Raw genomic sequence first — 18,278 nt, 5'->3', positions numbered from 1 at the left:
GAGTGATCAACAGATTGGCATGCTGACCACCCGTAACCGTCGCCCTCGGATGCCGGTTTCCTGCGTGTGTAGTGCGTGGACCGGATCCGCCTCCTCGGCCGGCCCAGTCGTCGGATCACCATCACCATCGGTGCCCTTACGGATGATGGGACGTCACTGCCCCAGGATGCCCTCGAAGTAGCCGAGTCGGGGGTCATGCGGGGTACCGACGAGGAGGGCGCGGTCGAGCAGGATGTTGTTGTGCTCGCAACTCGTCTCCGGCAGCATCACGCAGGCGTGGCAGGCCGCCAGGTTGATTCCGCCGGCACCGGATGCCTCGGTCTCCATGCAGAGCGGGTCCGACGAACACCACTCGGCACGGCGGACGGCCGAACGCACCGTACGACCGAGAGTCTCCGGTTCGCCTTGGGCGACCAGACCGCCAAGGCTGCCCGCCGAGTCGCTCGTCGCCGTATAGACGAGCACCCCGGCCATGTCGTCGGCGGCGTACAGGCGCTCGCGCAGGGCCGCGGCCGGGTAGCCCGCGTCCAGGCTCCACTCGTTGATGAGGACGTGGGCCAGCGTGTGCAGGAGCACCATGCGAGGGGTTGCCGGGGAGGGTACGACGCTGCTCGGGTCATCGGCCCGCTGTGCGAGCACCCGCTGGTGGGCGGTACGCATCTGCTCGACCCGGGCGGCCACCGCCACGCTCTTTTCCCAGACGCCGAGTCGGTCCTCGTCCAATCGGAAGAAGACTCCCTCGCCACGCACCTCCATGGCCGGGAGCCAGCGCAGGGGACGTTCCGACAGCGGCATCTCCACGGAGTCGGTCGTCGACTCGGCGTCGACGAGCCGGGTGAACGCCTTCAGAGCGCGCACCTCGCGAAGCTTCTTGACCAGCATGGGGCCGGTGACGCCGAGCGGGTCGAGCCCGCTCTGGTCGCCCAGCGGGGCCTCACAGACGAACTGCTCGTCGTGGGAGTGGTCGCTCTCCTCGTTGCCCGCGCGGAGCCGCTCGTACTCCTTGTTGCGCAGCGCGAGGTAGCGGTGGTCGAAGGTAGGGGTCGAGTCGCCGTCGGGGTCCTCCTCGCGCTCGGCGTCGAGGAGTGTCATCACATCGTCCAGCGGCACGGGGCACTTTCCCTTGAAGGCACCCTTGAGATAGATCTCGACTTGCTCGCGTGTGTCGTACTCGCGAAGCGCTGCCCAGTGTTCGGCGAGCGGATCCGACCGGCCGTCGCTCCATGGTGGGATGGAGAGAGCCGACTTCAGCACCGGCTGCCACAATGCCGACGAACCTCGCTGAAGTGTGCGCAGAACGAGTCCGCACTCCTGGGTCGGGGCGGACGCACCGAGCCACGGGCGGGTTCCTTGACACCGTAGGCCCAGGTCCTTGAGCGCGTTCCTGCGGAAGGAGCCTTCCATCGAGACCTCGGGAACCTGCCCACAGGTGCAGGAGACGAGAATGGAGCGGAGCGAGGATGTACGCCCCGACGTGCGCATTTTGAGCTTCCCACCGCACTGTGCCGCCCTCGCGGCACCACGGTCCGTGGAGCGGTGCAACCACTGCCGGTACGGGAACTCGCCGAGGTGGCCGGCCTCGCAGGCGACGACGAAACGGGAGGGGACAAGGTCGACCTCACACGTGCCGCAGACGCTTCTCCCGGCGGGCGGGTTGAAGTCGCGGTGCCGTTGCAGGTCGTTGCACTCGGGGCAGAAGTGCATCAAGGGGAAGCGTCGGACCCGGAGACCGTCCTTGCTGGTGTCGTCGGAAGCGGGCGGCAGCCGGAAGGAATCGACATCGAGCACTCGGGCCAGGCGCCGTTCGTGGATCCTCGGGGACTCGTCACGGTTCCAGCTCTGCTCAGCCTCGTCCAGTCCCGAGACGATGAAGGACTCGTGGTCGACTGCGATGAGCGATCCGACCCCGTACGTGGTGATCACCTGGGCGCGGCGGACCGCACCACGCCGAGGAAAGTTGTGGGCGGGTGCGGCACCGTTCGCGCCGGTCCGTCGACGGCGGGCGGGGGGTGGGGTCATCGGGTTCCCTCCATGAACAGGGCGGTCTCGGCGTCCACGTCACGCAGGCTCCACAGCGTGGGCCATGCCTCGGCGTCCTGTGATTCGTCGTCGTACGCCTTCAGGAGCGAAGGGGTGCGCCTGCCCCTCTGAGGTTCGAACAGCAGGCCGTCGTGGATATCGGCCTCGGCGCACCACCACTCGACGAACTCGTCGAAGGCCTGCGACACGGTGCTGGTCTCCTCCCCGGCAACCGCCTCCACGCGTTCCATGAGGATCGACTTGATGCGTCCCCGGAGCACGTGTTCGTACGACTCCACCTTGCCGGCGCCCTCATTGGGTCGAGCGGCCGGAATCATGATGCGGGCGAGGGAGACGATCACCGCGTGCAGGCCGCGGTCACGGGCCCGGGCGGAGAACGGGGTTACGGAAGTGGACTCGACCTCGCGGTACAGGGCCGAGTGGAAATGCTGGAAGCTCTCGTAGTGGGAGCGGTCCCGGGATCGTGTCGAGTTGAACATGACCGCGACCAGACCGGGGTGCGCGCGGCCGACCCTGCTGGTGGCCTGGATGTACTCGGCGGTCGTCTGCGGCTGGCCCATCACGGCCATGAGACCCAGGCGGTCCACGTCCACGCCGACCGCGATCATGTTGGTGGCCAGGAGGACGTCGACGGTGTCCTCGCCGGGCAGCCGCTTCTCGATGCCCTTGAGCCGGCTGGGGATCTCGCTGGCGTCGATACGACTCGTCAGCTCCGAGTAGTTGGCGACCGAGCGGACCTCCACCCCCTCGCGCTCGGCGAGCATCTCCAGATAGGCCACCACGTCGTCATGGACCTGGAGTTCGGCCGCGGACAACAGTCGGAGACTGTTGAAGTAGCCGACGAGACTCCAGTACGCGTCGCGCACCTTGTCCTCCGTCTCTGCCTGCTTGGCCCGGTGCAGCAGGGTGGCGTACGTGCGGATCAGGAGGGTGGACTGGCTGGTGCCGGGGGCCAAGAGGCCGACATAGCGGCGGGTCGCCTTTTCCTCGCGGGGGGTCTCCACGGCGAACCACGAGTCGCGGGCGTCCAGCCCGGCGGGCGGGAACTGCCTTACTTCGCGGGCGAAGAGATGGCGGCCCTGATCGGCGGCGCGACGGATGGTCGCCGTGGAGGCGATCACCTTGGGCCGGTCGGCGAGTGCGTCCACGGCGGTCTCGTAGAGACCTGTGAGCGTACCCAGCGGTCCGGAGATCAAGTGGAGTTCGTCCTGGACGATCAACTCTGGGGGCGGAGTGCCGCCCTCCGGGACGTCGTCGCGGTTGAAGAGCGCGGAGGTCGCAGGTCGCCATGGCATCGACGCGAACTTGTCGACGGTGGCGATCACCAGGGTCGGCCGTGCGGCGTACACCGCCTCATCGATCAGATGGACGGGAAGACCGTCGGCGAAGTCGCAGTCCGCGCCGGGGCATCGGACATGCATCCGCTTGGCGTCCTCATCGGCTTCGTAGTTCCGTGCGTCGAGGCGGGTCCCGCACCAGGGGCAGGCGTGCAGCTGAACGGGATTCTCGGTGGCGAGTCGCTTGTCGAGATTCCTTTGCAGCTCATCGAGCTTCTCTCCTGCCACGGCCAGCGTGTTGGGGGTGGCCGAACGCCCCACCCACATACCGACGGAGAACGCCTCGTCGCCCAATTCGGGCGTTCGGCGCCGCATGCGCTCCATGGCGCAGAGCAGAATCGCGGCGCGCTCGAACTGTTGGAGGGTGAGCAACCGCAGCGTGTAGCGCATGAGGACGGTGACACCGCCACCGTCCGCTCCCTTGCGGATCCGACGCAGGAACGACGTGAAGGCGATCAGCCCGAGATAGGCCTCCGTCTTACCGCCACCGGTGGGGAACCACAGCAGGTCGGAGACCCCCCGGTCATGGTGCTCGGGGTCGTCGATGCCGGCCAGACAGAGCAACACGAATGCGATCTGGAAGGGGCGCCAGTGGCCGGCGGCCGGATCGGGGGACCCGACCCGGCCGTCCTTCACCCACTTGCTGCGGGCACGCTGGTCTGCCATGGCGCGGTTCGCGAGACGGAAGGCGTGCATGAGATCGGGCTTGGTCCGCAGTAGCTCGATCCCCTCAAGGATTCGGTGGAGCGCCTCGCCGCAGGCTTTCACCTGTTCCCGCGCGGGCTTCTCGTGAGGGCCGCCGGTCAGAGCCTCTGCCTCGGCGGACTTGCTGTCGATCCAGTGCTGGTAACCCGTGGCGAGATCTTTCAGAGCGGCAAGGACCTCGGCATCGGAGTGCTCGGCCAGCCCGAGCATGGACAGCGCCGAACTGTCGATCTCCGGGTTGGAGTCGGTGAGTAGCACCTCCACGGTGGGCACGAACTGGCTCCGCACCTCGGCGACGGCGGGAGTTTCGGCCTCGGTCATACCGACCGGCTGGGGGGTCCAGTCCCACTCGGCAGCGCATCCGTGACCGACCGCGAACGTCGGGGCGTGACGGTGCAGCAACCGACTCGTGGCGATCTCGGCGTCGTGGGTGGCGGCCGGGGCCGGACGCTCGACGAAGGCGGTGGAGCCGTCGGCGGCCCGGACCGTGAGACCGCACTGAAACAGAGAGAAGGCGTCCTGGAGATCCCGCTCGCCGACCTTCTGCCCGTTGATCAGTGTGACCGTGACCGTGACCGTGTTGTGGACGGGATCGACGGGCCGGACGTTGACGTGCAGCGATGCCTCCGGAGTGAGCTGGATCGTCTTCCTCGGATCCGATCGGGTCACGTCAATGTGCTCGTCGGGAAAGGCGAGTTCCCTACGCCGCCACTGCTCCCGCTGGTCGGCGGTGGTGCGGGCCTCGGCGCGGCGAGCCGGGACGGGAGTGCCGTCCGCGTCGGTGGGTACGTAGGCAGCCGCGCGCGCAGAGACCACGATCACTCTGCTTATGGTCGGGCGGACCGCGAAGGTCAGACCCATCGAGGAAGGACGCCTGTCACCCGAAGCGCCCACCTCCTGCGCGCTGCCGGATTCCTCGACCTCTTCTCGGTTGAGCAGAGGAGCGGCGTCCAGGCCGTCCTGCTCGGCCGCGTCCTCGTCCTTCCGTTCCTTCGCGGCTTTGTCCGCCGCCCGCGGATAGAGCACGCCGGCCAGATAGCGGTCGATCGGTGCGTCCTGGGCGAGTACCTCGTCCCGATCGTCCGGCATGGCCTCCTGGGCGGGGCCGAGGAGTTCACGGCGAAGCCCCACCAGCAGCTCCTCGTCCCGGACCCGATAGTGCTCGGAGTGGGGACCTGCCACCTGCGTCATGAGCGCTGCTCCTCGTCTTCGTCGGCTCTCCGGTACCGGCCGATGCCGGTGATCCTCGGGGCGATCCACACACCGCGCTCACCCAGTCCGGCGTTCGTGCCGGCGGCGGTGCTGCCCGTCACGGTCTCCAGGGTGTCGATCCGCAGGTCATGGATCTCGTCGGGCCACCAGGGGCCCCAGTTGCGGTTGACCTTCTGTACCTGGAAAAGATCCTCACGGAACCGCTGCGAGGCCTCCCCTATCTCCATGCCGTCGTGCATCAGGGCGTACGGCGGGCTCTCGACCTCGCCCATCGGCAGGTCGTGGCGCTTGCGCAGCAGCACCTCCTGGCCGGGCCGCACGCGTTCCAGGAGATACGCCTGGGTGGCGACGGCGTCGGTCCGGTGGCCTGGCGGGTCGTTGCGGCAGATGTCTCCCGCCTCGGCGACGACCCCGTACCTGTCGTACGACCGCCACGACCCGAGGTAGCGGCGGCCGTTGCGCCGGTTCCCCGCTCGCTTGAAGTGCGGCAGTTCGGGAGGGACCACGTGATAGAGATCCTGGCGAGCGCGCGTCATGGCCACGTACAAGGCGCGGGCTTCGGCGGGAAGGTCCAACTCGTCCTGGTGTTGCTTGTGGAGCTCGGCGGGGGTCGGTGGCGTCAGGACGATCACCCGGTCGAACTCCAGGCCCTTCGCGCGGTGCACCGTCGAGACGACGATGCGGGCGGTCTCCGGATCGGCCGCTTCGTCCGGAAACCGGCCACCGGCGACCGCACGGCGCAGCCGGTCCAGATCGAGCACCCCGCGCCCCGCTCCGCGCGCGACCCTGCGCAGCACCGTCCACAGGGCGGTGGCGTCGGGTTCGTAGGGAAGAGGGATGTCCGAGAGGAGCGCACGGAACCGGTCCTCGGTGAGGCCGGTCGCCTCCGTGCGACGCAGCAGCTCGGCCACCCAGTACGGCACCGGACGCTCTTCCAGCGGGCGCCGTATCCGGTGGTCGATGCCATGCGCGTGCAGCAGTGCGGAGATCACGAGAGCCTGCCGGTTGTCGCGGGTGAGGACGGCGCAGGTGTCGGAGAGGTCCCGCAGGCCTTCCAGGGTGAACTCGTCACCGAGATCACCCATGCCGTTCACCGGATCCAACAGGAGATCGCGCAATTCGTCGTAGAGCCGCTCGGCCTCGTCCGGCTCGGTCACCTGCTGGAGCAGAGGGCCGTGCGCCAACGCGATACCGGCCTCGGCCGTGGTGGCCCGAAAGTTCCTTGTGAGACGCAGCTCCACCAGGTCGTCCGGGTAGGAGCAGCGCAGCCAATCGAAGAACCGGCCGGTCTCGTCCGCGCGTTCGCCCAGGTCCTCGATCTGGAAGCCGTACACGGACTGGGCGGCGTCTCCGACGACGGTGAACCCGCAGCTGTCCTGGTACCGGTCGAGGAGCGTCTCCACCAGCTCGCGTCGCCCGCCCAGCAGGTCCTGCACCTCGTCGATGACGACATGGGCCGGTGGCACCGCGTCGCCGACCTCCAGCGCACCCTTCTCGATCGCGCGGGCCGCGGCGGCGATCCGTGCGTCGAACCCGACCTCACCCCACTCGCCGTCCGGGTGTGCCTGAAGGAGCACCTCATAGGCCCAGGCGTCGAAGGTACGGGCGCGCACCCGGTGAGCTCGTTCCCCGTGCCGAGAGATCCGTTCGCGCAGTTCCCGGGCCGCCTCTCGGGAGAAGGTGAGTACCAGGATCTCGGCGGCTTCCAGCGCCTGCTCGGGGTCCTCGTCACTGCACAGCGCGTCGAGCCGGCGAACCAGGGTGTGGGTCTTTCCGGCGCCGGCGCCGGCCGTGACCAGTACCCGGGCATCCCAGGGCTGCTCGACAACGGCCAGCTGCTCGTCGGTGAGCGTCGGGCTGTCCTGGTAGACGTCGGTCACTTCCGGCTCCAGAGGTGCTCGAACTGAGTGAAGGCGAGGTTGGTATCGAAGTTGGCGATGTTGTCGCTGACGTTCAGGACCAGGCAGCTGTCCTTGCCGCCGTTCCGCGGCCCGCGCAATCCGCGACCGATCATCTGCTGGTACACGTTGGTGCTGTAGACCGGCCGGGCCACGACCACGGCACGAGTGGCAGGTGCGTCGAACCCCTGAGTGAGCACGCCGTAGTTGGTGAGAACCCGGATCCGACCGCTTCGGAAGTTCTCGATGCGAGCGCGGCGGTCCTGCGCACTGGTCGTCGAGTCCACGGCAGCGGAAGGGACACCCCGGTCGTTGAGCATGGCCGCCAGGTACTTGGCGTGATCGACTGAGGTGGCGAAGAGCAACGTCGGCCAATCGTCCGGCAGATCGGCCACGCAGTCGACGATGCGCCGACTGCGCGTGTGGTCGTCGGCGAGTCGCTGTTCGGCAGAGCGGGAGAGCATGGCCATGCGGTCGGCGTGCGTCTTCTCGTCCTGTGTGAGTTCGATACGGCCGCCCTCGAGGGTGCGGTGCTCGACCTGGGCGAGCATGCCCCAGTCCTGGAGGTCGCGATACGGGTCGCCCGACGGGAAGACGCCTTCGTCGAGTCGCCGATTGCCGAAGCGCCGGACCAGGCGGCGGGTCTCCTCCTCATTGGTGTTCCGGAAGGGGGTGGCGGTCAGGCCGAGCAGGTGCCGGCCCGTCTCGTACTGGGTGAGTCCCAGTTGGCTCAGGATCTCGGTGTATCGCTTGGAGATGGCGGTGTGGGCCTCGTCCACGATCACCAGGGAGGCCTGGCGCAGCCAGGAGTACTGGTCGGTGCCCAGGCACCGTTCCAACTTGGCGTCGGTGGCGACCACCAGATGCGGGTGGTCAACGACGTCACCCGCCTCGTTGGTGCTCCACAGCCGGCTGATGGTGAGCGGACGGTCGGCGCCGACCTTGCTCCAGACGAACTTCCAGCTCTGGACGGCCTGCTCACACAACTCCTCGGTCTGTGCGATCCACAGCAGTGGACCCCTGAGGTCGCCGACTCGCTTCACCCAGCGGATCGCGGCCTCGGCGGTGACCCGGGTCTTGCCGGCGCCGGTCGGCAGCGACAGCATGCCGCGCTGGGGTGCCAGTCGGTCGAGCATGGTGGAGATGTTCCGGACCAGGTCCTCCTGGTACTCGTGGAGACTCGGGAAGTCCCGAGGGCCCTCGACGGTCTCGAACGGCGGGGGGGACGGAGTCCTCGAACCGGCGAACGCGACCGGCAGCCTCAGCTCCGAGACGAACGCGATCGCTGCGGGCGAACCTCCGTACGCGACAGGGGCGTTGGGGAAGCGTCCCTGGATGTCCCTGGCATGCTGCTGGAGCACACCGTCACCGTGTGCGTTGAACGCCATCTGTGCGATGCGACGCCCGGTCGGCTCGACGCCGTCGGTCGAATGAAGTTCGGCCTCCATCAGTCCCTCGGGGAGGCCGGTGCGGAGCGCGTCGGCACCGACCAGCAGCTCGATCTTGGTCACCACGTCAGTGGACTCGCGCACCGCCTTCTGCGCCGCCTTCAACTCGCCGTCCCGTTCCATACGGTCCTGGTGGTCGAGCACCGCGCGGCAGCCGGCAGCGCCGAGGCCCAAACCGAGCTCGCGGTCGATCAGGCGCAGCATCGGCTCCGGCTCCAGAGGGACTCGGAGCTTGACGGTGCTGTCCTGGCGCACGGCGTCCAGGGGGGAGGTGTGCGTACCCCTGGGCGTTCGGGTGACCTCCTCCAGTTCGCTGCACCGTTGCACCATGCTGTTCCGGTTCCCGCTGTTCAGACGCTGCCGCAGGGCGGGGAACAGCTCGACCAGCGGCACGGGGTCACCCACCGGTACTTCACGGGTCTCCAGACTGATCACGTCGGCGTAGCGGAGCATGCCCCACTTCTCGATCATCAGCTCGGCGTCGTCGGTGGTCGGTACGAGCAGCGCCGGGAGTTGCTCGGCACGCAGCGCTTGGTACTGAGCGGTCCCGACGGCGACGGTGATCTCGTCGTCGGGCCGGGTTTCCCAGACGTCACCGATCCGGCACCTGGTCAGTGAGTCCTCGGGGAAGTCTGCGCCGAATCGGGTCAGCATCACGTAGGTGGCTCCGACGAAGGAGTCGTCCGCGCTGCGGGTCACCTCTTCGAGGAGCGCGTCCCAGCGGTCGGCGGGGACCTCGTCAACGGTGGTCGGGAGCCGCAGCCTGCGGGCCTTCTCGGGGGAGATGTCGGCGACGGGCAGCACATCCCGGTAGCCGGCGAGCTGGGGGCCGACTGCCTCCTTGACCGGCTTGACCCCCTGGGAGGTGGCGATCGTGCCGAACTTCCTCAGCATCCATCGGATCGGCGAGGCCACGGCCTGTCGCGTGTTGGTCTGTGCGCCGATCTGGCGCGTCCAGTTGTCCACCACGGCGTCGTCGGGCAGCACCTTCAGGAAGGCGGCGCGTGACTCCTCGGACAGGGCACGGAAGAGGTGGAGCGGGCCGCCGATCGCGGCGCCCTCGACTTTCATCCGGCTCAGCGCGGGGCGCGGGGCGTGACTGTCCAAGCCGCGCAGGTAGGCGGCGTGGAGGGCTTCGCGGTACTCCACGAACCACGCTTCGTCTTCCTGGGGGCGGATCCCACCGGACGGTCGTTCCCGCAGGCCGACCTGTGAGAAGAAGGGGGTGTCGTCGGAGTGGAACGACATGTCGACAGCGATGCCGGGGTCGCGCTTCGCATCGACCACGACACCCGGCAGCATGCAGTCCTCGACCGGCCGGAACCGACCGTCGGCGGTGCGTACCCGGAGCGCCGAGCGTGGAGTGGGGACCCTCTCCAGGACCGTGTGGGCCAGCCGACGTACCCCCGCCTGACGGAACAGCTCCCAGAACCGTTCCCAGTCCGAGTCGCCGTAGTGGTCGAAGCCCTGATCGAGCACGCTGACGAACCGGCCCTCGACATCGGCCTCCCGGATGCCCAGGACGTTGAGGGCGTGAGCCAGTGACGGGTTCTGGGCGAGCTTGTCGACCACATACACCAGGGTCTCGCGCAGCCCGCCCTGGGTTGCACGGCGGAACACCTTGCCGTGCACGGGTGCGACGAGACCATGCTCTTCGGTGAGCACGATGCGGGCCTTACGGGCCTCTTCGGCATGGGGGGAGTGGTTCTCGATCATGTCCGCGAGGATGCGAACGGCCGCCGCCGACGCCTCGGGGGTGCCGCTCCCGACCAGAGCCTCCAGCCATTCCCGGACACCGGTCCGCTCGTGCCCGGCCGCACCGATGATGTGCTCGACCTTTCCGGAGCGCAGGGCGTCCGCCTCGACACTCGGGTGAAGCCAGTTCGAGGGGCGCCCGGGGCACTCGTGCCACATCCGCAGCCACTTGGAGAGCTTCTTGAGGTCCTTGTCGAGGCGCGGGTGGATCCTGAGTGTCGTCGGGATGCGCAGGACACCGTCCTGGTCGGGCAACGCCGGACGGTCCGCCGTGCGGGCCCAGATCTCTCGGGTCAGGAACTCGTCGGCCCAGCTGATCGCTTCCTTGGTTCGACCGGGCAGCAGGGGGAGATAGGCGGCGGGGTCTTCATCGGGAACAAGGGTAGGGAGGGAGTCGACGACCAGCTTTGCCGACATCCGGATCATCTCCTGGTTGAAGGGAGAGGAGTCGAGGAGGTTCTGACGATCTTCGTTCGTCTTCCAGGCGCCGTTGAGGATGCCGCTCAGCGACATCTCGTACTTGGTCGGGAAGAAGGACCAGAACTTGCCGCGCCCGCGTGATCGCGGGCTGACGTACAGACCGCTCTCCGGGTCCTTCTCCAGGGCGGGGACGCCCCAGGCGAGGTTGAGTGAGAGCCGGTCGTGCAGTTCGCCGGCGTCCGCGCGGGCACTGTGACCGGGTTCGTGGGTGGTGGTGAACACACGCCACCGATCGGTGGCGACAGACTTCCCGGTCCGCTCCTCGATCAAGGTGTGCAGGTCGCCGGTCCGGTGGGCGGTCAGTGTCCGACGAGCCACGGGCCGTGGCCGGCGGTCCTCCAGCACGACTTTTGTGACGTGCGGCGAGAAGAGCTGGAAGCCGACCGGGAATTCCTCGCGGGGCTCGCCGTGGTCCTTGCCACGTCCGCCGTGCATGTCCCGGCCCAGCCGGTCGTCCGCCTTCGGGAGCAGAGGCAGACGAACGACGGTGGTGGCCCAGTTCAGCAGCTCGTTCAGGACGTGATCGGATGCGCACTCGGCCTGCACGTCCAGAGGTCGGGCCATCCGCAGCACAGGCGCGTCGAACTCGGGTCCGTAGCGTGCAGTCACTCCGGGCACGGCCTTGATCTGCGCGTACGACCAGGCGCGGTCGAATCCGAAACTTCCGGTGCTGCTGAAGAATTCCGGTGCGTCGGTCACCACGAGAACCGATTTGATGCCCACTCCGAAACGACCGATCTGGCCGCCACGCTTCTTCGACATACTCATCCGAAGAATAGTCTCCGCGCCTTCCGAGGAAACCGGATTTCCCTCGTTCGCGCAGTACAAGTGTGTTTCCGTGAGGATGACGCAAACCCGCCCCACCGAGTCGTCGGCCATTTCGTCTGCCGCATTCTGAACGAGCTCGAAAAGCTGGCGATCGCCGTATCCGCCCTGCGTGATGCGGCGCTCTCCATTGGCGTGCTCGGCCACGAGGCCGGGGTCCACGGCGTAAGTCTGCAGGACACGCGAGGACTGTTCGAGAACGGTTTGAACGACCGAAGAGGACGATGACGGCACTGCTTCTGCGCTCCTGGTGTCAAAGATCCGGATGAAGAGCGAACGACGGGCCGGCCGGCCCGTCGTTCGCCGTGGCGCTGGGCGTTGTTTTCCACAGTGCCTTCGTGAAGCAGAGGGTTCACTGTGAAGGCGTTGTTTGTTGCGAGACCGAGACTTCAGGCCCTTGACGTGCTGAATCAGATCGGGGGAGCAGGCTCGTCCGGGACGTCCGGCAGGCCCTGAGTCATCTTCGCCAGCCCGGGGAACCTGTTGGTGAAAACCTCCTCGGACAGGTCGTGGTCGTGAAGGACCTCGAGAACCGCGGGCTTGCTTCCAGCCGTCATAATCGCCAGCTCGAATGCGCTCGACTCCCGAAACGAGTCCAACGATTCACTGTCCTGCTCATTCATCTGATCCGCCCCTGGTTGGTTGCATCCTGCAGCTGCACAGGGGTGCATTTGGGCACACGTCCCCCGTGTGAAGTGATATGGGTAAATCTGAGCCTTGGGTGAGACTTTCGTCCTCGTTAACGCTAGGGGATGGAAGTCTCGTGCAGCCAGCCCTTTGCGGAAGGTTTTCTTCTGTGCGGCTCTGGAGGCGTCTTCCGGGAATGGGGTTTCGGAATTTGGGCGCACTTCTCCCCGGTCGCCCGACCTCCCGGGTTTCGGGTTTCGCGAGCGAGATGGCATCCCCATCGTCGGCGACCTTATCGGGTATTCGCTCGAACACGCAACCCGAACTCCCGCTCACATAAGGGGAGTTGAGTGGTCCGCTTGCAGAGGCACTGCACGCAAGGGGGAATACCTGATCATTAAGGGCAAGTCGGACATCGAGTTGAAGTGGCCTGGCGATCGAAGCCGATCAACTGCCGGTTGACGCTTGCGCCCTTGTCAAATTAGCCTCGTGATCCACAGCATGCGATCGGCATGGGAGTCCCAGGAGAGGCAGGCGGCGCGTGGAGACAGGTGAGGAATTCGGGCCCTGGCTGTCCCGACAGCTCGCGCTTGCGGGGAAGACGCAGGCCGAACTGGCCGACGAACTCAACCTGACTCGGGCCGCGGTGTCCGCGTGGATCACCGGCAGGTCGACTCCTCGTCCGACCACCATGACGGACATCGCCAAGGCGCTCGGCACGGACGTGGGTACGGTGCACACCCGCACCACCGATACCCAGGCCGGCCTTCCGGTCACCTGGTACCACCGCCCCGGCTATCCCGATGGCGGCCGTGACCTGGGCAACGCCGCCGCCTTCGCCTTCGACGCCGACGTGCAAGTCCTCGCGCGAGAGACGTGCCAGAACAGCCTGGACGAGAGGCTGACGGAGAACGGCCGCCCCGTCAAGGTCCGTTACACCCTGCACGAGCTCACCGGCGACGCCCTGGACGCCTTCCGCGAGGCGATCCTCTGGAACGATCTCTTTCCGCACTACTCCGCCGTCTCGGAGACCGCCGGCAACCAGAAGGTCGGCCGGGTCGTGGACGCCGGGGTGCGCGACATGTACGAGAAGGGCCGTTTGGTCCTGCTGCGAGTCGACGACTACAACGCTTCCGGTCTGACCGGCGACGATTACGGGGACGGCAAGTTCGCCGCCGTGGTCAGACGCCAACTGGAGAGCCTCAAGTCCGGTCCTGGCGCCGGAGGGTCGTACGGCTTGGGCAAGGCGACGCTGTGGGCCACCAGCTCCCTCGGGCTCGTCCTCATCAACTCCACTCTGTCCGTGCCTCACGAGGGACGTACCGAGCGACGGGTCATCGGCCGCCTCGAACTGCCGTGGCGTGAGGTCGACGGCGAGTCGTACGCCGGCCCCGCCTGGTTCGGGCGCCCTGATCCTCACTCGCCCGGGGCCTTGGTCGCCCGTTCCTGGTGGGCGGACGAGGAGACCGTGGAGAACCTGTATCTGGCCCGGGAGAGCGACGAACCCGGCACGTCCTTCCTCATCGTCGGTGCGCACGATGTGGCCGGTCTCGCGGCGAACTCCTCCGATCCCGATGACGGATTCATCGGCGACGAGGAGAGCGACGAGGACACGCGTGACATCAACACGATGCACGCCCGACTGGTCGAAGCGCTGGGGCGTGACTTCTGGGCCGCGATGACCGGCGGGGGCGGCAAACTCCCCCTCCTGGAGGTCTCTGTCCGAGCCCTGCGAAACGGCAAGGAGGTCGTGGCGGAGCAACAGGTGGACCCGTCTGTCGAGCAGCCTGCGCGGACCCGTGCCCTGAGGGCGCACTACGAGGGCACCACGGTGGATCGTCTCACCGAGGCCGGGCAGGTGGCGGTACGGAGCGTCCCGTTGAAGCTGCCGTTGTCCGGGGGCGCCCACGGGACGTTCGGTACGCACCAAGCGGTCTTGCTTCTCACGGAGGCCGAGGGGGACAGGGACGGGGCGAAGAACCGGATGCACTCGCTGCGCGGCAATCGCATGACCGTCAAGAGGAGCGTGGTCCCGAGGCTGCCGAGCAGCACCAATCCTTTCCAGGCCGTTCTGCTGGTCGGGGCGGCAGCCGGAGAGACGGCCCCCTTCGCGAAGGAGGCCGAGGACTTCCTGCGTGCGGCGGAACCTCCCGAGCACGATCGTTGGGGGCAGACGGAAGAGCTGACACTGCGGTGGTCACCGTCCGCGTACCGGCGGATCAACGCACTGACCGCCGAGGCCAACAATGCGGCGAGAGAGCTTGTCGCACGGCCGAAGCGCAGCAGTGGCGAAGGCGGTGAGGCCCTGCGCAAGGCGTTGACGGTGCGGACGAGGCCCAAGGCCAAGACACCCGCCGGCCCCGTGGTTCCACTCTTGGACGGGCTCGACGCGATGGTCGGCGACGCCGGGGAGTGGCGGATCACCGGCGAAGTGAGCATCCCGCGTGGCGACGAGATCGTCCCGATGATGCCGGTGGCTCAGCTGGACGTGCGCTCGGGGGGCCGCCCCAGACTGGACTGGGCGGAGCTGGTGGGCGTCGAAGGGTGCGAAGAGGTGGACGGAATGCTGTACTTCACGCCTGGCGCGCGGCGCGCGAAGTTCCGAGGAACCACCGACGCCACCAGCCACCCGGTCAGGACCACCCTCACCCGTCTCGTTGTCGAACTCCGTGCCGGCAAGGGGGAGTGACCAGTGAAGTTCTACCCGTACAAGCGGCTCAACCGGCCGATCGCGCTCAGAGTGACCTCTGTCTCTCTCAAGCTCTCCGACGGCACCCGCGACCAGTTGGAGACCACCGCGTACTCGAACCAACAGCAGGCTGTCGCGCTCGGCATCGAGGGCCACACGGAATGGGTGAGCGCCAGGATCGGTGTTTCGGCGACGCTGCCGCCCGGGGCGAACGCGCCGGACGCGCCCTGGTCGGATCTGTGTGTCCTTGCCGTACTCACGGACGGCGAGACCAATGTCCGTACCTCTGCGAATCTCACGCTCGACACGGGTGACGGCCGGGACTGGTCCGGCTCGCTGGAGGTGTTCCGTGACGATCACCTGGCGCGGGCCTCCGTCGCCGTGTACGCCATCGGGACAGTGGAAGGAGTGCGCGGACGGTCGATCGCCGAGACCGACCGGAGTTGGATCATCGACACGGTTTCGGACGAGCCCGTCCGTGGGCTCCAGCTCGACGTTCAGAAAGCGTCGTTCAAGAGAAGCTCCCGGGAGTGGCTCCAGGCCTACGCCGACGCGCCCTGGGTCGTGGACACCTCGTCCAGGGTCCCCACCGTGTTCGTAAACACCGATGTCGAAGGTGTCATCGATCTGCTGGACAGCAATGGCTCGGGTGTGGACAGCAAGGTGCGTGACCTCTTGGTCGCCCAGATGTCCACCGACGTCTGGACCGCAGTGTTTCACGGTGCCATCGGCGATCTCGAGGTGGAACCCGGTGGCGGGCCGGTCTTCCCCACCGACTGGCAGGGCGAGGTGCTACGGGAGATGCTCCCGGACGTGATTCCCGGCGTCCATGTCGAGGAGGCCCTACGGCAGGTCCATCGCCGGCGCACCGGCGAATCGGGGTGGGTGGAGCTACAGACGCGTATCCATTACGCGGCGGTCCGCCGCGCCGATGCCACCAAGGCGCTTGCCTTTGTCATCCGCAGCCTGGAACAGATGAACCGCGAGAGTGAGACGTGATCACCCAACCGAACCACGTGCCGGAGCGCCTGGGGCTGCTCGCCACCTCTGCCGTCGATCCGTTTCTCACCGAGGAGCTCCTCAAAGGCGAACAGGTTCACGGCGGCATCGATCTCGCCAAGGTAGTCGAGCCGCTCCCCGAGGGCGACGCCAGGTGGTGGGTCGAGCCGATCCGGAGCCTGGTGGAGGACGCCATGTTCGAGTTCCGGGAGGACCGCACCCGCGCCGACGCCTGGCTCGCGCCTCGGCTCCATGCCACGCTGCGCCTGACGCGGCGGGAAGCGGCGGACAAGCGTCTGTGGAACCACCTCGCCCTGGCTGTGGCCCCGGACTATGTGGTCTGGCGGCACCAGCCGGAGCCGACGGCCAACAGGCCGGAAAGGCGCATCGCCGCCGAGCGCTTCCGTGGCCCCGCGGACCGGCAGTGTTTCTCGCGCCTGTGGTGGGCGGCCGAACTCTTCCGGAACGGGTCGGACTACGAGCCGGTAGAGGTCGCCTGCGGAAATCAGGACCTCATCCACACCGTTCTCCGGACCGAGCTGATCGATCACCGTCCCACCGCTCAGGCCCTGGTCCGTCTCCTGAGGAGCGGCCAGGTCTCCGGCGGGCGAGAGGTCAACGGCCTCAGCGTCGCGATCAATACCGTGGGAGCGACCTTGCTCTACGACATCCTCGCGCCGGACCAGCCCCGCGACCCCGCCCGACTGCGGGACTGGATCGCGGAAGCGGAATCGGCGCCACCGGTCGAGCGGTACGAACTCCCGAACGGGCCCGACGAGGACCCTGTCCCGGAGGAGTCCGTAGCGGCGCTCACCGGCTACTTCGCGGAGCTGTTCGAGACTGCGCCGGTCAGGGGCAGGAAGAGCGGGGATTGACCTGGGCCCTGCTCGGGCTACTTCGCCGACGCCTTCTTGCTCTTACGAGGGCGCACGGAGGAAGGGGGCGGCACCTGGTCCGTGGGGCGCGGGCACCTGTCGGTGCAAGCGTCGGCGGCCCCGCAGCCGCTGCTACGCAGCTTGGCCCGCTGCTCCTCCGTGGCCGGCTGCCACGGCTTCCGCAACGCCTCCGGGTCCGGCTTGGGGAGCCCCAGAGCGGCGCTCAGCAGGTGTGCACCGAACAGCGGCGGTACCGCGTTGCCCACCTGCTGGGCCTGCGCCGTACCGGACCACGGATAGTCCGGCGGGAAGGTCTGCAGCAGCCCGGCCTCGTTCATGCTGAACCGAGGGCCCTCGTAGACGATGTTCTCGTCGAGGTGCTCGAAGACCACGAAGCGGGAGATGCGGCCGGTGACGGTGGCGGCGGGCTGCTGGTCGGTCCGCACTCCACGCCTTCCCGGAATCCCGGAACTGCCGTAGTTCGAGCGGACCAGGAAGGGCTTCGGACGTCCCGGGTGCGAGCCCACCGGATTCCCAAGGGCATCCCGCATCGACTTCCAGGGCTGTGGCTCCTCGTCCCTCTTCGATGCGGGGGCGCCGTCGTCAAGAGTCGGTTGATGGACCTGTTCCGCGGCCTGGTCGGGTTCGCGCGTCCCGTTCTTCCGATTCCATTCCTTCGCTTCATAGGCATGGTGGGTCCGACGGGGGAGCGAGGGCTCTCCGAGCCCTTCACGCCGAGCGATCAGTACAGCGCGGGAGCGTGTCTGAGGCACCCCGTAGGTCTCGGTGGCGAGGATGTCGACGACGACCTTGTACTTGGTCCCGTCGGGGAGCCCCGTCTCCTCCAGGACCTTGGCGTAGTGCCTCCAGAGCGGGGCCACCGCAGGGACCTGCTCCAGGACGATGACGTCGTACGGGCGGTGCCCCCGATTAGGGCTCCTGGTCGCCTGAATCGCGTATCGGAGAGGTTCGAGGACCAACGCGGTGCGCGGATCGGTGAGGGTTTTCAGATCCTCGTCGATCTTCTGGTCGGACTCGCCGGCCATCAGCCGCTCGATGTACTTCGCGACCTGGTCCAAGGCTTGGCGTCCGGCGCCGTGCCCGGCCACAGAGTACGTCTGACACGGAGGGCCACCTGCGAGCACGTTGATCTCCGGCGGCAGGGACTCGAAGGAATCCCTGCGTGCCGCGCTCACGTCGGCGTGAAGAGTGTCCAGCCCGGCCGCGTATCGCGTGAGGCACGCACTTTTGTCCCACTCGATGCCGAGACTCGGGAGATCGAGCCCCTGCGCAGCGACATCCAGCCCTCCGGGTCCTGCGAAGAGGTCCAGGACAAAGGGGTTGTCGAGGATGGGCTGGTGGTGCGCCGAGCTGGTCATGTGGCGGAA

The 18,278-nt window shown here is 67.6% G+C and carries 9 protein-coding genes; 3 read left to right on the top strand and 6 right to left on the bottom strand.

Features of this window, described 5'->3' with window-relative positions:
• Window positions 1–153: 153 nt before the first annotated feature.
• The 5 genes from drmB to OG276_RS16090 form a co-directional block, all read right to left on the bottom strand.
• The gene (gene drmB / locus OG276_RS16110; protein WP_266906041.1) at window positions 154–2,019 is read right to left on the bottom strand and encodes a DUF1998 domain-containing protein; all 1,866 of its coding nucleotides are present in this window, start codon (window positions 2,017–2,019) and stop codon (window positions 154–156) included.
• Complete coding sequence (locus OG276_RS16105) at window positions 2,016–5,273, bottom strand: helicase-related protein (RefSeq protein ID WP_266906039.1); 3,258 nt, start codon at window positions 5,271–5,273, stop codon at window positions 2,016–2,018. Before OG276_RS16105 ends, drmB begins: the two co-directional genes overlap by 4 nt.
• Window positions 5,270–7,174 carry a UvrD-helicase domain-containing protein gene (locus OG276_RS16100; RefSeq protein WP_266906037.1) on the bottom strand — a complete coding sequence of 635 codons (1,905 nt, stop codon included), beginning with the start codon at window positions 7,172–7,174 and terminating at the stop codon, window positions 5,270–5,272. Before OG276_RS16100 ends, OG276_RS16105 begins: the two co-directional genes overlap by 4 nt.
• On the bottom strand, window positions 7,171–11,637 hold the full coding sequence (locus OG276_RS16095; protein WP_266912870.1) for a DEAD/DEAH box helicase: 4,467 nt from the start codon (window positions 11,635–11,637) through the stop codon (window positions 7,171–7,173). Before OG276_RS16095 ends, OG276_RS16100 begins: the two co-directional genes overlap by 4 nt.
• A 473-nt stretch (window positions 11,638–12,110) precedes the next feature.
• Window positions 12,111–12,323 carry a hypothetical protein gene (locus OG276_RS16090; protein ID WP_266906035.1) on the bottom strand — a complete coding sequence of 71 codons (213 nt, stop codon included), beginning with the start codon at window positions 12,321–12,323 and terminating at the stop codon, window positions 12,111–12,113.
• A gap of 545 nt (window positions 12,324–12,868) precedes the next feature.
• On the opposite strand from OG276_RS16090, the gene OG276_RS16085 reads away from it, so the two are divergent.
• Genes OG276_RS16085 through OG276_RS16075 form a run of 3 tightly spaced genes read left to right on the top strand, consistent with a single transcriptional unit; the run spans window position 12,869 to window position 16,890 of the window.
• Entirely contained in the window at window positions 12,869–15,016 is a 2,148-nt protein-coding gene (locus OG276_RS16085) for a helix-turn-helix transcriptional regulator (protein ID WP_266906033.1), read from the top strand.
• Between the two features lie 3 nt (window positions 15,017–15,019).
• Complete coding sequence (locus OG276_RS16080; protein WP_266906031.1) at window positions 15,020–16,015, top strand: hypothetical protein; 996 nt, start codon at window positions 15,020–15,022, stop codon at window positions 16,013–16,015.
• Window positions 16,012–16,890, top strand: coding sequence for a DUF6339 family protein (locus tag OG276_RS16075; protein ID WP_266906030.1), 879 nt, complete (start codon window positions 16,012–16,014; stop codon window positions 16,888–16,890). Before OG276_RS16080 ends, OG276_RS16075 begins: the two co-directional genes overlap by 4 nt.
• Window positions 16,891–16,907: 17 nt before the next feature.
• On the opposite strand, the gene OG276_RS16070 is transcribed toward OG276_RS16075, so the two are convergent.
• Window positions 16,908–18,269 carry a DNA cytosine methyltransferase gene (locus tag OG276_RS16070; RefSeq protein ID WP_266906028.1) on the bottom strand — a complete coding sequence of 454 codons (1,362 nt, stop codon included), beginning with the start codon at window positions 18,267–18,269 and terminating at the stop codon, window positions 16,908–16,910.
• Window positions 18,270–18,278 lie beyond the last annotated feature (9 nt).

The sequence above is a fragment of the Streptomyces sp. NBC_00086 genome, assembly GCF_026343255.1.
In the GTDB taxonomy this organism is placed as follows: Bacteria; Actinomycetota; Actinomycetes; order Streptomycetales; family Streptomycetaceae; genus Streptomyces.
The sequence above is the reverse complement of the archived record's forward strand: the minus strand, read 5'-3'. Positions and strand labels throughout refer to the sequence as shown.